Origin of the sequence: Novosphingobium humi (genome assembly GCF_028607105.1) — a bacterium.
Lineage (GTDB): Bacteria > Pseudomonadota > Alphaproteobacteria > Sphingomonadales > Sphingomonadaceae > Novosphingobium > Novosphingobium humi.
In genome coordinates, this window is the sequence record NZ_CP117418.1 from 289751 (window position 1) to 305255 (window position 15505).

At 62.4% G+C, this 15505-nt stretch carries 9 protein-coding genes; 3 read left to right on the forward strand and 6 right to left on the reverse strand.

From position 1 onward, the window contains the following. Positions 1–185 precede the first annotated feature (185 nt). Complete coding sequence (locus PQ457_RS17355; RefSeq protein WP_273620106.1) at positions 186–2150, reverse strand: glycoside hydrolase family 127 protein; 1965 nt, start codon at positions 2148–2150, stop codon at positions 186–188. Positions 2151–2430: 280 nt separating this feature from the next. Here PQ457_RS17355 and PQ457_RS17360 point away from each other — a divergent pair, with 280 nt between their 5' ends. Beyond that, entirely contained in the window at positions 2431–4365 is a 1935-nt protein-coding gene (locus PQ457_RS17360; RefSeq protein WP_273620107.1) for a sialate O-acetylesterase, read from the forward strand. A 9-nt stretch (positions 4366–4374) separates the two neighbouring features. On the opposite strand, the gene PQ457_RS17365 is transcribed toward PQ457_RS17360, so the two are convergent. Next, positions 4375–5427 carry a LacI family DNA-binding transcriptional regulator gene (locus tag PQ457_RS17365; RefSeq protein WP_273620108.1) on the reverse strand — a complete coding sequence of 351 codons (1053 nt, stop codon included), beginning with the start codon at positions 5425–5427 and terminating at the stop codon, positions 4375–4377. 263 nt (positions 5428–5690) lie between these two features. Here PQ457_RS17365 and PQ457_RS17370 point away from each other — a divergent pair, with 263 nt between their 5' ends. Then, positions 5691–7265 (forward strand): alpha-N-arabinofuranosidase, encoded by a 1575-nt coding sequence (locus PQ457_RS17370; RefSeq protein WP_273620109.1) that lies wholly within the window; start codon positions 5691–5693, stop codon positions 7263–7265. A 129-nt stretch (positions 7266–7394) separates the two neighbouring features. Here PQ457_RS17370 and PQ457_RS17375 read toward each other — a convergent pair whose 3' ends face one another. The 4 genes from PQ457_RS17375 to PQ457_RS17390 form a co-directional block, all read right to left on the reverse strand. Next, complete coding sequence (locus PQ457_RS17375; RefSeq protein ID WP_273620110.1) at positions 7395–9302, reverse strand: NPCBM/NEW2 domain-containing protein; 1908 nt, start codon at positions 9300–9302, stop codon at positions 7395–7397. Then, positions 9299–10357, reverse strand: coding sequence for an alpha/beta hydrolase (locus PQ457_RS17380; protein ID WP_273620111.1), 1059 nt, complete (start codon positions 10355–10357; stop codon positions 9299–9301). The genes PQ457_RS17375 and PQ457_RS17380 overlap by 4 nt, the downstream gene beginning before the upstream one ends. Before the next feature lie 176 nt (positions 10358–10533). Further along, a complete protein-coding gene (locus PQ457_RS17385) occupies positions 10534–11556 on the reverse strand; it encodes a cupin-like domain-containing protein (RefSeq protein WP_273620112.1) in 1023 nt (340 codons plus the stop codon). Between the two features lie 2 nt (positions 11557–11558). Beyond that, positions 11559–12242, reverse strand: a complete 684-nt coding sequence (locus PQ457_RS17390; RefSeq protein ID WP_273620113.1) for a SapC family protein — start codon at positions 12240–12242, stop codon at positions 11559–11561. Between the two features lie 364 nt (positions 12243–12606). Between PQ457_RS17390 and PQ457_RS17395 the strand changes: the two genes are divergently transcribed. Further along, positions 12607–15471: a TonB-dependent receptor gene (locus PQ457_RS17395; RefSeq protein WP_273620114.1), complete on the forward strand. Its 2865-nt coding sequence runs from the start codon at positions 12607–12609 to the stop codon at positions 15469–15471. Positions 15472–15505 lie beyond the last annotated feature (34 nt).

Genomic DNA, 15505 nt, shown 5'->3' on the forward strand with positions numbered 1-15505 from the left:
GGATGCCCCCGCTCATTTCGGCATCAGTTTGAGCCGATCAGGTGCCGGATACAGCCGACAACATGACGATGGGATTGTCGCTGAGCGGGGCCATGGTTTCAAGCGTCATGTAGCGGGCGGGCTGACCGGCCCGCAAAATCGCACCTCCAGTTCCACCTCGGCCGGTTTTACCGCCAATTTCGGCGTTAATAGATATTGCTCTGGAGATCCTGTCCCAACCGCCAATAGGTCGCATAGCGCTCATGGGCGATGCGGTAATAGGGGATCAGACGCAAGGGCTGCTGCCGGGTTGAGGTGATGGTGAATTCAAGCGGCCCATCGCCCGGACGGATCCTTTGAGGGATGGTTTCGGCCTTTCCCGCGATGGCAGGCGGCGTGAAGGGCGTGTCGTTATAGGAGCCATATTTCCTTTCGTTGACAATAATATCGTCGCCGGGGGCCAGCCCCTCACGCCCCAACGCCCCGGCCAGAACCAGTGGCCCATAGGTCAAGGCCACGATGTCCGGTGCACTTTCGGCGCGTTCGATCGCGTGCTCCATGATCATGCGCAGTTCCACCCGATCCCCATCGCGCCATTGGCGGGCAAGGTGGATATAGGACCCCGGCGTGTTCGAGCGCGCAACCTCTGTGCCATTGACCATGACGGCGGCGGTCCGGCTCCAGCGCGGATGGCGCAGCTTGAGCGTCAGCTCCGTGGGCCGTTTGAGTGTCCAGCGCAGGTTTGTCACCGGGCTTTCGGGAAAGCTCGTGGTCTGGGTCAGCACCGCATCTTGCGCGCGCCAGCGCAGCGTGGAGGGGATGAACAGGTTGACGTAAAGCGTCCGGTCGTCGTAAAAATAGATGGAATCTCGGTATTTTACATGGTTTTCCATGCCCGTCCCGGTACAGCACCAGAAGGAATCCTCCGGCGTGTGGTACAATTTCATATAGCCCGGCCGCGCGCCCTGAAAATAGGTGGCCATCCCGCTGTCGGGGTCCTGCGAGGCGAGGATGCCGTTGTAGAGCGTGCGCTCGTAATAATCGGCATAATCCGCGCGGGGGTCCTGCATGAACAAGGCCCGCGTCAGCTTGAGCATATTGTGCTGGCCGCAGGTTTCCGATCCCTTGGCGGAAAAGACATGCCGGTCGAAATCCTGCATCGGAAAGAAATGCTCGTTATCGCCATGGCCTCCCGTGGCAAAGGAGCGGTTGCGGACCACCGTATGCCAGAAGAATTGGGCCGCATCGCGATAGGCGCCATCGCCGGTTGCCTCATAAACCCGTTCGAACCCCACGATCTTGGGGATCTGGGTATTGGCATGCAGCCCGTCCAGCTGATCGCGCCCGGCCGCCAGCGGTTTCAGGATCGCCTTATGGGAAAAGCGCTGGGCCAGCAGGCGGTAATCTTCCTTGCCGGTCATGAAATAGAGATCGGCCAGCACCTCGTTCATGCCGCCATGTTCGGTGTCGAGCATCGCCTCGAACTGGGCATCGGACAAGGGGCGCGTGGCCATCACCGCCCAGTCGGCCAGACGGATCAGCACCTCGCGCGAGGTTGCGCTTTGCGCCAGCAGCGTCCCGTCGCGCAGGCCGGCAAAGATCTTGTGCAGCGTATACCATGGAACGCCCGTGATTTTCTCGCCGCGCAGATGCGCTGCGAGCAATGCGCCGCCTTCGGGAAAGGCGCAGACCAGCCCGGTCCCGGACACCTTCTGGCATTCGGCCAGTTCGGCGGCCATATAATCCACCCTTTGCCGAAACCGCTCGTCGCGGGTGGAACGCCAGGCCAGCGCGCAGGCGGACATGTAATGCCCCAGAGTATGGCCTTGGCAATGGATGTCCTGCCAGAGCGGGTCGGATTCCCAGCCGCCATAGGCGGGGGCTTTGGGCGTCAGTCCGGCATTCACGCGGAACTGATGCAGCATGCGGTCGGGCTGGAGCCGCAGAAGATAGGCCTGCGTCATCCTTTGGGCATGGAGAAAGGGGCCTTCTCCCAGATCGACATCGGCCATGTCAAAGGCTTGCAGGCGGACCGGAACTTTCGCAGCTGGCGGTGCGACGGCGGCTTGCGCCATTCCGCTTGGCAGCGCGCCGGCCGCCATGGCCGATACCGCAACCGAGGTCAGCATCTCTCGCCGGGAATAGGCGCGGCAGCAGGTCCGGTTGGTCAAGGCTCTCTCCCATGTTAATTTTAGATAGCGTTATCGTGACGGCCGCAAATCTATCGACGATAGCCGTGGGTGTCTAGGGTGATCCATGGCGTAAATCATGGCTTTTACCCTTGCCTAAGGATGGAGGCCGGCCTAAGATAGCGTTATCATAAAATGGGTGAGACGGATGTTTGATATACCTATGGCCTGTTTGCCGGCCGATTTGTCGATGGTGGATGATCGCTCGGGCGAAGCTGCCGGGATGTTTTGCCGTTCACCTTTGGTCCGTGCTCGGCATCCCTTGTCCGGCGGCGCGGCGCCCAAGGCAAAAGCCCGATATTGGCGGCTTGCCGCAGTCCTCGCCTTTGCGGCCTCGGGCCATGCGGCTCAGGCGGCCTCGCTCACCCTGTCGCCGGTGTGGGGCGATCATGGTGTGATCCAGCGCGAAGCGCCCGTGGTGGTGGCCGGCACCGCGGCCCCCGGTGCGCAGGTCAGGGCCATGCTGGGTGACGCCGAGGCGCAGGCGCGCGCCGACAGAACGGGCCATTTCGCGCTGACGTTTCCCGCGCGTCAGGCATCGGAAACCCCAGTCGATCTCACAGTCGAGGCGGGCGGCGAAAAGATATTGCGCCATGATCTGCTGGTGGGCGATGTCTGGCTGTGTTCGGGGCAATCGAACATGGAGTTTCCCGTGGCGCGCGCGCTGAACGGCGGCATGGAGGCCGCCATGTCGCAAGACCCCCAATTGCGCCTGCTGACCATTCCGCAGGCCATTTCCTTTGCCCCGAAGGACGATTTTGCCCGGCCCGTGGCATGGCAAGCGGCCGGGCGCGAGAGCGTCATCGGCTTTTCGGCGGCCTGCTATTTCATGCTGCGCGATCTGCGCAAGGCGCTCAAAGTGCCGATGGGGGCGATCCATTCCAGTTGGGGCGGTTCGCAGATCCGGCCATGGCTTAGCCCGGAGGCCGGACTGGCGCTTTACGGCAGCGCGGAGATGGCCTCGATCAAGCACTTTGAAAATGATCCTCTGGCCGCCGTCACCGCCTTCTCGCCGCGTTGGGAGGCATGGTATCGCGGTGCGACCGGGGGCAGTCAGCCATGGCTGCAGCCCGATACGCTGAGCTGGCAGCCGGTGCCCTCGATCAAGGGCTGGCTGGCATGGGAAGGCACCCCGCTGGCCGCCAAGCCGTTGGGTACGGTCTGGCTGCGCCGTCAGGTGACGCTGAGCCGCGAGCAGGCCGCCGCGGGGGCGGTGCTGGCGCTGGGCGTGCTGGATGACATGGATGTGACCTATGTGAACGGGCGCGTGGTGGGCAACAGTTTCGGCTGGGACTATCAGCGCGAATATCGCCTGCCGCCCGCCTATCTGCACGAAGGCGTCAACGAGATCATGGTGGCCGTGACCAACACCTATGGCAATGGCGGCTTTGCCAGCAGCGCGGACAAGCTGGCGCTGCGCATCGCGGGCGGGCAGGCGATGCCGCTGGGCGATGGCTGGCGCTTCAGCATTTCGGGCGCGGGCACCAATCCGCCGCGCACCCCATGGGACGCCAATGCCGGGATCGGGGTGATGCACAACCGGATGATCGCCCCGCTTGGCGCCTTCGCGCTGAAAGGGGCGGTGTGGTATCAGGGGGAAAGCGATGTCGATACGCCCGGCTATGCTGATCGCCTGAAGGCTTTGATTGCGGGATGGCGGCGGCAATTTGGCGCGAAACTGGCGGTCGAGATCGTGCAACTGGCCAATTACGGGCCGGTGCGGCAAACGCCCGGCGCCTCGACATGGGCCGCATTGCGCGATGATCAGCGGCGCGTCGCGGCCGCCGATCCGCAGGCCGCTCTGGTCAGCGCCATCGACATTGGCGAGCGCACCGACATTCACCCCGCCAACAAGCCCTTGCTGGGCAAGCGTCTGGCATTGGCCGCGCGCGGGGTGGCGATGCCCATGCCGGTGGACGCGCGGCGCGAGGCCGGGGCGATACGCATCCGTTTTTCCGGCATTGAGGGTGGATTGCAGGCGTGGAGCGCGCCCGGGCCGATCGGTTTCGAACTCTGCGATGGGGCCGGACAATGCCGCTATGCCGCCGCCCGCGCGGATGGCGACAGCGTGATTTTGGCCGATGACGGCAAGCCGGTGGCGCAGGTGCGTTATGCCTGGGCCGACAGTCCTGTGGTCAATCTGTTCGATGGGCGGGCGATGCCGGTGCCTGGCTTTGCCCTGCCGGTCATGCCCTGAAACACCGGATCAGGCGGGCGGCGCGCCATCGGATTCTCGCTGGATAAACGTATAGTCCAGCGAGACATGGCGAGGTTTGCGCGGCTGCTTCTGGCGCTCCAGCCGGATGTCCTGCACCAGCAGGTCGATGGCGTTTTCGGCCATTTCGCGGATAGGCTGGCGGATGGTGGTCAATTCGGGCCAGATGGTCGAGGCCAGCGCCGTATCGTCAAAGCCGCAGACGGTCAGATCGTGCGGCACATCCAGTCGCATGCGATGGGCCGCCGCCACGCAACCGGCGGCCATATCGTCATTCGAGGCGAAGATGGCCGTCGGGCGGTTTTCCATGGCCAGCAACCGGGCCGCCGCATCCATGCCCGAGCGATAGGTGAATTCGCCCTGCTGGATCAGCGCCTCGTCAATCGGAACCCCGGCATTGAGCATACTGTCGCGGAAACCGGCCAGACGCAGCGCGCTGACCGATTGCGCCGGATTGCCGATGATAAAGCCGATGCGCCTATGGCCCAGCGCCAGAATATATTTCGTCATGTCCAGCGCGGCCTGATAATCGTCGATCATCACCGCGCCGTGATGGGCCGCGGCCTGGCCCGGCCCGATCAGCATCGCAGGCGCCCGCAAACGCCGCAGCAGCGCCAGCAATTCGGGATCGTCGCAAAGCGGGGGCGGCAGGATGAAGCCGTCAATGCCGCTGGCGGTCAGCTTGTTGATCAACCGTTCCTTGTCCTCGCCCACATCGCAGCGCTCGATCACCAGATGTGCGTCGAGCCGACTGGCCGCATCCATGCCGCCGATCAGCAATTCGGTGAGATAGGCCGCCGAGGGGTTTACATAGAGCAGGGCAAGCCGGATCTGGGACACACCGGCAAGGCTGCGCGCGGCCTTGTTGGGCGCGTAATCCAGTTCCTTGATCGCGGCTTCGACGGCCAAACGGGTGTCCTCGCGCACACCGCTGCTGCCATTGATGACGCGGCTGACGGTCATGGGCGAACATTGGGCCAGACGGGCAACGTCATTGACGGTGGGCCGCCCGGATTGGCGGCGGCGCAGGCGAGGTTCTTTCATGTCATCCTTATCCTTTCAGGATATTTGCCGCGAGGACCCGCGCAATGCAACATGAGATGCGCGATCAACACGATTGGGGCTTGCGCAAGCGGGCGACTTTGCTAAAGTTAGCGCTATCAATAGTCGGACCAAACGATAGGAGCGGATAAATCTCGCGAAACCGGGGCGGTCATTGACGGCATGATGCTTTGCGGCCCCCTGCGTGTTGGGCGCCGAACCAAAAATCAGAAGTCCTTTTGGGGAGAATGCTTGTGGAAAAAACCATGATGCGCGCTGCTTTGCGCTCGGCCCTGCTGGCCGGGGCGGGCGTGGCCTTGATGGCGGGCGGGCCGGCGATGGCCGCCGCGCCGGTCGAGGTGACGGTGGAGGCCGCCAAGGCGGGCGATGTGATTGACCGCAACATCTTCGGCCAGTTTGCCGAACATCTCGGCACGGGCATCTATGGCGGCATCTGGGTGGGCAAGGATTCGCCCATTCCCAATGTGCGCGGCATCCGCTCCGACGTGGTGGCCGCGCTCAAGGCGATCAAGGTGCCCAATGTGCGCTGGCCCGGCGGATGTTTTGCCGACGAATACCACTGGCGCGACGGGATTGGTTCTGCCGACAAGCGCCGGGTTCAGGTCAATACCAATTGGGGCAGCGTGCCCGAATCCAATGCCTTTGGCACGCATGAATTCATGGATTTTGCCGAGCAGATCGGTGCCGACCCCTATGTTTCGGTCAATCTGGGATCGGGCAGCCCCGCCGAGGCGGCGGCATGGGTGGAATATATGACCGCCGAAAAGGACACCACTCTGGCCAAGGAGCGCGCCGCCAACGGCCATGCCGCGCCCTGGAAAGTGCCGCTGCTGGGCATCGGCAATGAGAACTGGGGCTGCGGCGGGGCGATGTCGGCCGACCATTATGTCGAGGAGATGAAGCGCTTCACCAACTTCATCCGCAATTTCAACCCGGCCCAGCGCGAAAAGGACAAGATGAAGCGCATCGCCGTGGGTTGGGATGGCGGCAAGCTGGATTACACAGAACAGGTGATGAAGGCGTGGAAGGATCACGTCTACAGCTGGGACATCGAGGGCATTTCGCTGCACAGCTATACCGTGGGCGGGGCATGGCCGCCGCATCGGGTGGCCACGGGGTTCGGGCTGGATGACTATGCCGCTGTCATCAAGGACACGCTGCGGATGGATCAGTTGATCACTACGCAGACCGCCATCATGGACAAATATGATCCGGCGAAGAAAGTGTTCCTGGCGGTGGATGAATGGGGCGCGTGGCTGACGCCGACGCCCGGCACCAATCCCGGATTCCTGATGCAGCAGAACAGTATCCGTGACGGCATTCTGGCGGCGCTTAACCTCAATATCTTTGCCCGCCATGCCGATCGGGTGAAGGTGGCCAATATCGCCCAGATGATCAACGTGCTTCAGGCGATGATCTTTACCGATGGCGCCAAGATGGTGCTGACGCCCACCTATCATGTCTATCGCATGTATGTGCCGTTTCAGGATGCGCGCTTTGTGCCGGTGAAATTTGCCGCGGGCGAATATGTGCGCGGCGCGATCAGCATGCCGAAACTGGACGCGATGGCGGCGCGCGATGCGCAGGGGCATCTCTGGCTCTCGCTGGTCAATATCGATCCCGAAGCGCCCGCCAGTATCCATTTGTCGGGCTATAAGTCGGCCAGCGGCGATGTGCTGACCGCGCCCAAGGTGGACAGTGTTAACACGTTTGATGCGCCCTCCGTTGTCGCGCCCAGGCCGGTTTCGGTCAAGGGCAAGGCGGGTGGTCTCACGCTGGATCTGCCCGCGCGGTCGGTCACGGTGGTGCGCCTGGATTGAGGACGGAAAAGGCGTGGATCTGGGGTCCACGCCTGCGGCGGTCGCGCTTCCCTCACCGGCGGCCGCCGCAATAAAAGGAAAGGCCCGGTGCGACAGGCGCGCCGGGCCTTTCTTTTGTCGGAGCAAAACCTAACGGTCGAGTGCGGCGCTCCCCCATGTTACCGTTACATTCTGCAGATCGCCGCGATCGCCCCGCGCCACCAGCTCGATGATGCGCGCGCCTTCGACCGGCGCGTTCAGGGCCACCGGCTGGTCGCCGCGTTTCATCCATCCGCTGCGCGCCACGCTGCGGCCATCGGCAAAGACCTCGAAACGCACACGCGCATCGGGCGACAGGGCGGAATCATCCACGCCCACCCGCGCTGCAAAGTTGCGATAGCCGGCATTGCGCACCTCCAGCCGCGAATTGGCCAAAGCGCCGATGCCGCTGGAGAAATTGACCCCGCCGACGCGCAGGCTCATGCCATAGGGCGTGGCATCGGCCCGCGCGCCGCCCCATCCGCCATAGATCGGATGTTCGCCATCGCCGCGCGTGTTGCGCCATGGCAGCAGGCCGCGATACACCATCGGATCGGCCATGGGTTCGACAATGCCGTCCACTGCCGGGTTCACGCTGCCCGGCATTTCCGACAGATAGAGGCCGCCCGGATGCACCCTTGCGCCCGAAACCCGGAACACCAGCGTTTGATGTCCGGCAAGATGGAGGTTGGTCTCCTTGGTGAAACGGCTTTGCGCGCCGGTCCACAGGTCGGTCAGATCAATCCTGCTGTCCTCGCGCAATTTGAGATGAGCGGCGGTGAGTTTGACATCAATCGGCCCGCCCGTGCGGTTGAGCAGCGCCACCGCCTTGCCGCCATCGGCCAGCGTTTTCACGAAAATCTGCGCCGTGTCGCCATCATAGGCCAGCACCGCCTGATTGCCGCCTGCATCCTGATTGAGCGCTATCAGCGCGCTGTTGCCCAGAATGGAGAGCAGTTCGGGCGTGGCCTTGCGCATGTCGTAACCGATGATCAGCGGCGCGTTGAGCATCGCCCAGAGCGCCATATGCGAGCGGGCCTCCTGAATATGCGCGGTGTCGAATTCGCCGGTGCCGACATAGAGCATGTCGGGGTCGTTCCAACTGTTGGGATGGGCGTAAAGCTCGCGCCGGGAGGCGGAATCGAGGTTGTGCAGCATCCGCTCCCAATTGGGCGAGATATCCTCGCTGGTGCGCGACATATTGCCCAGTTCCTTGGCCCAACTGCGCACGTCGGCCGCCCCCCACAGACAGATGGAGAGCACATAATCATTGGCAGGCCGCGTGCGCGCCAGCGCCAGACCCACCCGCCGATACAGATCGCGCACGGCCGGAATATCGGTGCGCGAAAGGTTTTCATAATCCACCAGCGGCCCCAGCGCGCGATATTGGCCCGAGGAAACCAGCTTGTTTTCCGGTGACATGGCGCGGATGCCGCAACCGTCGATCTTGATGAGATCAAAGCCCCATTCGCCCATCATCAGGCCGATGTCCTGATCGATATGATCGTAAAGGCCCACTTCGCGTTCGGCCACATTGCCCTCGGGCTGGCCCTTGAAATCGGCGGTATAGGCCTGACCGCAGGAATTGCGGCCGATGTCGGAATAGATGCCCGCCTTCAGCCCCATCGCATGCAGCCGGTCGGTCAGCGGGCGAAAGCTGGTGTTGCCGTCGCCCGTTTGCGCCGAGGGGAAGGCGGCGGTGCGGATCAGCAGGCGCCCATCAGTCTGGCGCCGTTTGAGCCACCAGCCATCGTCAATATCAACATAGCGATAGCCCTTGGCCGCCAGCCCGGTATCGACCAGCGCCTTGGCCGCCGCCATCAGCTTTTCCTCGTCAATATCGCTGTTGAAGGCGTTCCAACTGTTCCAGCCCATCGGGGGCAGGGGGGCCTGTCCTTTTGCCGTCACGCTCCAATGCCCGGTGGGGGCCAAGGGGTCGGTTTTGGCAGGGGCGGCATGCAGCCCGTTTGCCAGCAGACTGGCGGCCAGCAGCAGGCCGGTTTTGACCGCGCGCTTCACGGGCGCTTTCCGGACGCGAGATGTTGGCTGAAGAAGGGCACGACCTGCTCCTGAAAACGGAAGGCGACGCGGTTGGTGTGATCGCCTTCATAAATGGTGAAACTGTTGGCTATGCCATAGCTGTCCAGAACATCGTGGAGCCGGGCGGTGTCGGCCTTCAGGCCGTCCTTGTCGCCCACATCCATGGCGATGGCGCGATAGCGGCGGAGCTGGCCAATATATTGGTCCACAAAGGAGAGCGGCGCATTGGCCGCCCATTTGGCCAGCACATCCTCACGCGGCTTTCCATCGGCCATGGGCAGGTCAAGGTAGAGCGGCGGGTTTTTGGGATTGGGCGACCATGCGGCGGCGGCGGCCAGCGTACCGCGCTGGGCCCAGGGCAGGCCGGACGAATCCGCGGGGGATTTCATGGCCGCATAGGCCTGCATCGCCTCGGGCGAGACGCCGAACAGGCCGCGCGCCGAAAGACAGCAGGGGCTCATCAGATAAAGCGCGCCAAACACATCGGCATGTTTCATCCCGATCCTGCTGGCGCCATAGCCGCCCATCGAATGGCCGATCAGGCCGCGACTTTCGCGCCGGGCGATGGTGCGATAATGCGCGTCAATATAGGCCACCAGATCGCGCGAGATGAAGGTCTCGAAATCGCCCGTGGTGGCCGAACTGGAATACATCGAGCCATTATGCGCGGTCTTGCTGTCGGGAAAGACGAAGATCATCTCCTGCGCGCCCTGCGCATAGGCGTTTTCGATGACCTGGGGCACATGGATTTCGCCGGTCCATTGGCGCGCGCCGATGGAATAGCCATGCAGCGCATAGACCACCGGATAGCGCCGGTTCTTGTCGCGGCCATAGCTGGGGGGCAGCACGACCAGCACTTCGCGGTCGGCGCTGTCGCCTTCCAACGCATGTTCGAGCGCCGCGCCGTGGACTGTGATGGTCTGCACGGTGGTGGCGGGGGCGCCCGCGATGGCGGCCGGGGCGGCGGTATTGACCTGTGCCTGCACGGGCGCCGTCATCAGCGCGAACGTGCACAGCAGGGCGGAGCGTTTCATGGGCTTCTCCCAATTTGTCTGTTTAGTATCTTGTGCCCCGCCCAACGTCATCCCATGGGAATGATAAGAATAAAGGCGAGGGTGGTGCGAATCATCGCGGTATCGGCATCGGCAAAGGCGAATACGGATGATTTATAATCAGACTAAATAACGCCGCGCTTCTGTCAAGCGGATGCTTACTGTCCGCGCAGCGCGCGCATGATCATCGTCCGGATCTGGCCATAGCCGCCCCCGGCCAGATCGCGCAGCACGCCCCGTTTTTCCTCCGGCAAATGGGCCAGCGGATGGCCATTGGGCCGAAACACGAAATGGTCGAAATAGGCGCGAAATGCCTCCCGGTCCGCCTGCGGCCTTTCGCCCAGTGTGATCATGGCAAACAGCATGGCCAGCATCGGCGCATCCGGCCCTATGGCAAAGGCATCCCACCAGAAATTGGCCATGATGTTGAAAGGTGAGAGCGCCTCGACCTGATGCCACCACAATTTGGGCAGATAAAGCGCGTCGCCCGGCTCCAGTTCGACCACCCGTTTGCGCGCTTCGGCCCGCGCAAAGCGGGGGTAGCGTTCGGGATGGTCGCGATCCCCGGCCGCCATGCTGACAGGCTGGCCAGCCAGCGTGAAATCGATCGGGCCGACATAAAGGTCGCCGATCGCATCGGGCGGATAAAGTGTGAAACGCCGCCGCCCCGCCAGCACGCAGGCGAAATTTTCATAGGCATCATAATGGCATGCCACATGCGAAGCATTGCCGATCCACAGGCGCATGGCCACGCCCGGCGGCACCAGCGCAGGCTGGTGCCGGTCGACCAGACCCGGCAAATAGGCAGGGGCCACCAGCGAACCCAGATAGGCCGAAGGCAACGCCGGGTCGTCAGCATGGTCCAGCATACGTTGCAGGGCTTCGCCTATGCCCATCTCGACTCGCTCGAAATTGAACCCGTCGAGGCCGTCGCGATAGAAATAGCGCCCATCGATGGCCGGATCGCCCAGCATCACCTGCGGCCGCTTTCCGCTGTCATGGCGGCGCAGATAGTCGCAGGCGGCATGGTTGGAAATCTGCGCGGCCCGCGACAGCGGCCAGTCGCGGGCATAATGGCGAATCACCACCGGTTCCCCGCCCATCGCGACCTCGTCGCGGAACCGCGCCGGGTCGGTCAGGGCGGGATCATCGCAGGCCAATTCGCGCAAGGCGGCCGTCATGGTCAGCCGCCCATCAGGCGTTCGTTGCGGCGGCGCGCCAATACCGCGACCTGCTGAAGCGAGCCGCGAATCGTCAGGGCGGCCTGCAGCCATCCTGTGCGAAATAGTCTGACGATATCCTCATCGCCCAGCGCGTTGAGGGCATCCCCGCTGATCGTGTAAAGCCCTTCGAGCGACACGCGGGCGCCATCGTCGAAATTGAGCGTGATATCGACCGGTTCGATGATGCGCAGGCGCAGCATTTCCTCGATAAATGCCTGTGTCGGCGGGGTGTGCTGCACCATGACACCCACCGCGCGCTGGATCAGGCGCATCTCGTCGCTGGGGGTGCCATCGGCCTCAAAGAGCGGTATCGTGCCGCCCGGCGCAAAGCGCGGATCGGCCAGGTCAACCACGATATCGGCCCCATCGGCAAAGAAGCCCTGTCGTTGGATATTGCAGGGCAAAAACGCCGCATTTGCTTCATTTGCGCCTTCGACCAACACTTCCCCGGCGGCAAAACCGAACAGGGCGCCCAGTCCAAACTGGCCCGTTTCGGGGCTTTTGGCAAAGAAGAGGGGGCAGCACGAAGCGGCCTTTTCGGCCTCGATCAACGTGATCTGGACAAAATGGGGATGGCCCCCTGCCAGAGGATGAATACGCAGATCGCGATGCGCCACACTGTTGAGCGCTTCCAGTTTTTCCACCGATTTCCTCTCCGTTCGTTTGCGCTAACTATGCGTGAAAGCGGTGCTTGCGGGCAAGCGGACTTTGCCGTTTCCGCCATTTTGACCGCCTTATGTGTGTATATTCCGCCACACCGCCGATACTCGATCATTACCCAGACTAATTTTTCTTGATAGCGCTACCTAACTCGGCTAGAGGCGCTGTGCAAGGTGACGATACAGCACCGAATGGAGAGGGATTGCAGGCAGACCGCCCCCCGGCGGCTGCATTTGTAATTCAGCAGAAATCCGCAGGCGGTCCGGCAAGATAGTCGGCGGAGCAGATGTGCAGGTGTCGTCGCCTTGGGCGGGCGAGCCGTCAGAACATGGTTCAAGGGGAGAGGATATGGCAAAAGCAATAGTTTCTAAATGGCTGATCGCTGGCGGCATGGGTGCGCTGGCGGTTGCCATGGCCGGCCCGGCCTTTGCGGCAGAGGCCGCTGCGGCGCCCAATGCGTCGGACGCCGAAATCATTGTTACCGGTATTCGCGGCTCGCTTCAGCGCAATATGGATATCAAGCGCGCCGCATCGGGCGTGGTGGACGCGATTTCGGCCGAAGACATCGGCAAGTTTCCCGATTCCAACGTGGCTGACTCGCTCCAGCGTCTGCCCGGCATTTCGATCCAGCGCACCGGCCAACGCGGCGAAGCCAATGGCGTGACCGTGCGCGGTTTTGGCGGCGATTTTAACGATACCCAGTTTGACGGTCGCCACCTGTCCACCGCTTCGGGCAATCGCGCGGTCGATTTCACCACGATCGGTTCCGATTTCGTCAGCCGCATGAGCGTTTACAAGACGCCTGATGTGACGCTGGGTTCGAGCGCCATCGGCGCCACGCTGGATGTCAGCCTGCCCAAGCCGTTTGACCGCAAGGGGTTCCAGATGGCCGCCAAGGCGGCGGGCACCGTGCAGGACCGCAATGGCAAGGTTGTGCCATCGGGCGGCCTTCTGCTGAGCAACACCTTTGCCGATGATACGGTGGGTCTGCTGGGCTATGTGGCCTATCGTCGCGCCGACACGACCTCGAACCAGGTCTTCATCCCCGGCTGGGTCGGTAAGAAGTTCAACACCTGTCAGGTCAATGCCGCCTGCACCGATGCGCAGCTTTCCGATTCCAGCGCGTGGAACAAGGTGGGCTGGTTCCCGCAGCAGATCGGCGCCAATCAGGTCACCACGGAGGATGCGCGCATCGATGGCCGCATCGCTTTCCAGTGGCAGGCCAATGACAAGCTGCTGTTGACCATCGACGACAATTTCAGCCGTCAGGTCCTCCATCAGCAGAGCTATGGCTATGGCGCGTGGTTCAACGGCGACGATCTGCGCAATGTGAAGTTCGATTCCAACGGCACCGTGACCGACTTCAACCAGTTCGGCACGCCGATGGACTTCAACGCCGGCATCCAGCGCACGATCAATCAGACCAATATGTTCGGCGCGAACCTGAAGTGGGAAGCAACCGACAATCTGAAATTCGATTTTGACGGTGCCTTGTCGCGCTCGGTGCTGAACCCGGGCAACAACGGCTATAATGACAATATGGACATCGGCTATGGCGGCAGCAATGTCGATCCGAACGGGTCCTTCGTGTCCACGCCCTGCACCAATGGCGTCTGCACCCGTTATTCGACCATTCTGGGCGCCAACACCGGTGCGACCATGCTGGGGAGCAGCGCCAATTACCTGCCCAGCATCCATGATGTGGGTCCGGCGGGCAATGCTGCGGCCTTCACCAATCAGGCCGTTATCGGCAACCACGTGATCGTGCGCGGCGCCAACTATTACACCGACCTGGTCAAGCAGTTCAAAGCTGCGGGCCGGTGGGAACAGGAAAACCTGAAGATCGACTTTGGCGTCCGCTATTCGGAAGACAAGTTCCATCAGGAAAGCCAGAACACCTTCGTCAACGGCACCTTTGCCCGCTATGCCGGTTATGGCGCGCCCTCGGGCCGCACCGGTTCGATCGCCCCGCTGCCTGCCAGCATCTATCAGGGCATCATCAGCACTTCGGGCTTCATGCCGGGCTATTCGGGCAATGTGGCCCCCGCGCTCATCAAGTATGATCCCTATGCGGTCTACAAGCTGCTTGATCCCACAGGCGTGGGCACCGCGCCGGCCTTTGACCCCAGCACGGTGCTGGGCGTGAAGGAGCAGACCTATGCCGGTTGGCTCAAGGTGGCGATGGATGCCGATCTGGCGGGCATGCCGTTCCACTTCTCGGCGGGCCTGCGCGATGAATTCACCCATCTCGAAGCCTCGGCCATCGGCACGCTGCCGGTCAACCTGATTACGGTAACGACCGACCCGACGCTGATCACGGTCGGTTCGTACACGCCGCAGCAGGCGATCATCAAGACCACCAACTACAACTACCTCCTGCCCAGCTTTGATGCCAAGCTGGAGGTGACATCCAAGCTGACGCTGCGCGCGGATGCCTCGCGCACGCTCACGCGCCCCGCGCTCAGCTATCTCAAGCCGAACATCACGCTGGGCACGATGCGCAAGGGCAGCCTTGCCGCCTCGGGCGGCAATGCCAGCCTCAAGCCCTATCTGTCGGATAATTTCGACGTTGCGGCTGAGTATTACTACAAGAAGAACTCGTATTTTGCCGTCAACGGCTTCCTCAAGTATATCTCGAACTTCATCGTCGGCGGTGTCAGCACCCAGTCGATCAATGGCGTGACCGATCCCTTCACCGGGCAGGTGGCCCAGTTCCAGGTCAACGGCAAGATCAACGGGCCGGACGGCGTGGTCAAGGGCGTGGAAATCGCCTGGCAGCATGTGTTTGGCGATACCGGCTTCGGCTTCAACGCCAATGCCACGCTGGTCAACACCAATCGCAAGTTTGACACATCCGACATTTCGGGTGCGGCCTTTGCGATCACCGGGCTTGCCAATTCGGCCAACTTTGTCGGCTTCTATGACAAGCACGGCCTTCAGGCTCGTGTCGCTGTCAACTGGCGCGACAGCTATCTGCTGACGCTGGGCCAGACGCAGGGCGGCACCTTTGGCGCCGAACCTGTCAATGTGAACCAGCAGGTCCAGGTCGATGCCAGCGCCAGCTATGACATCACCAAGCAGGTGACGGTCTTTGTCGAGGGCACCAACCTCAACAATTCGACCTACAGCACCTATGGCCGCTGGTCGAACCAGCCGCTTGATACGTGGTCCTATGGTCGCCGGTTTGTTTTCGGCGCCCGCTTCCACTATTGATCGGACAAAAGGTGGGCGGTGCCGGGATTTCCGG

Bases quoted from the DNA above. Each gene is read 5' to 3' on its own strand.
- PQ457_RS17365 (WP_273620108.1), bottom strand. From the start codon at position 5,427: ATGAAAGAACCTCGCCTGCGCCGCCGCCAATCCGGGCGGCCCACCGTC.
- PQ457_RS17370 (WP_273620109.1), top strand. From the start codon at position 5,691: ATGATGCGCGCTGCTTTGCGCTCGGCCCTGCTGGCCGGGGCGGGCGTG.
- PQ457_RS17380 (WP_273620111.1), bottom strand. From the start codon at position 10,357: ATGAAACGCTCCGCCCTGCTGTGCACGTTCGCGCTGATGACGGCGCCC.
- PQ457_RS17385 (WP_273620112.1), bottom strand. From the start codon at position 11,556: ATGACGGCCGCCTTGCGCGAATTGGCCTGCGATGATCCCGCCCTGACC.
- PQ457_RS17395 (WP_273620114.1), top strand. From the start codon at position 12,607: ATGGCAAAAGCAATAGTTTCTAAATGGCTGATCGCTGGCGGCATGGGT.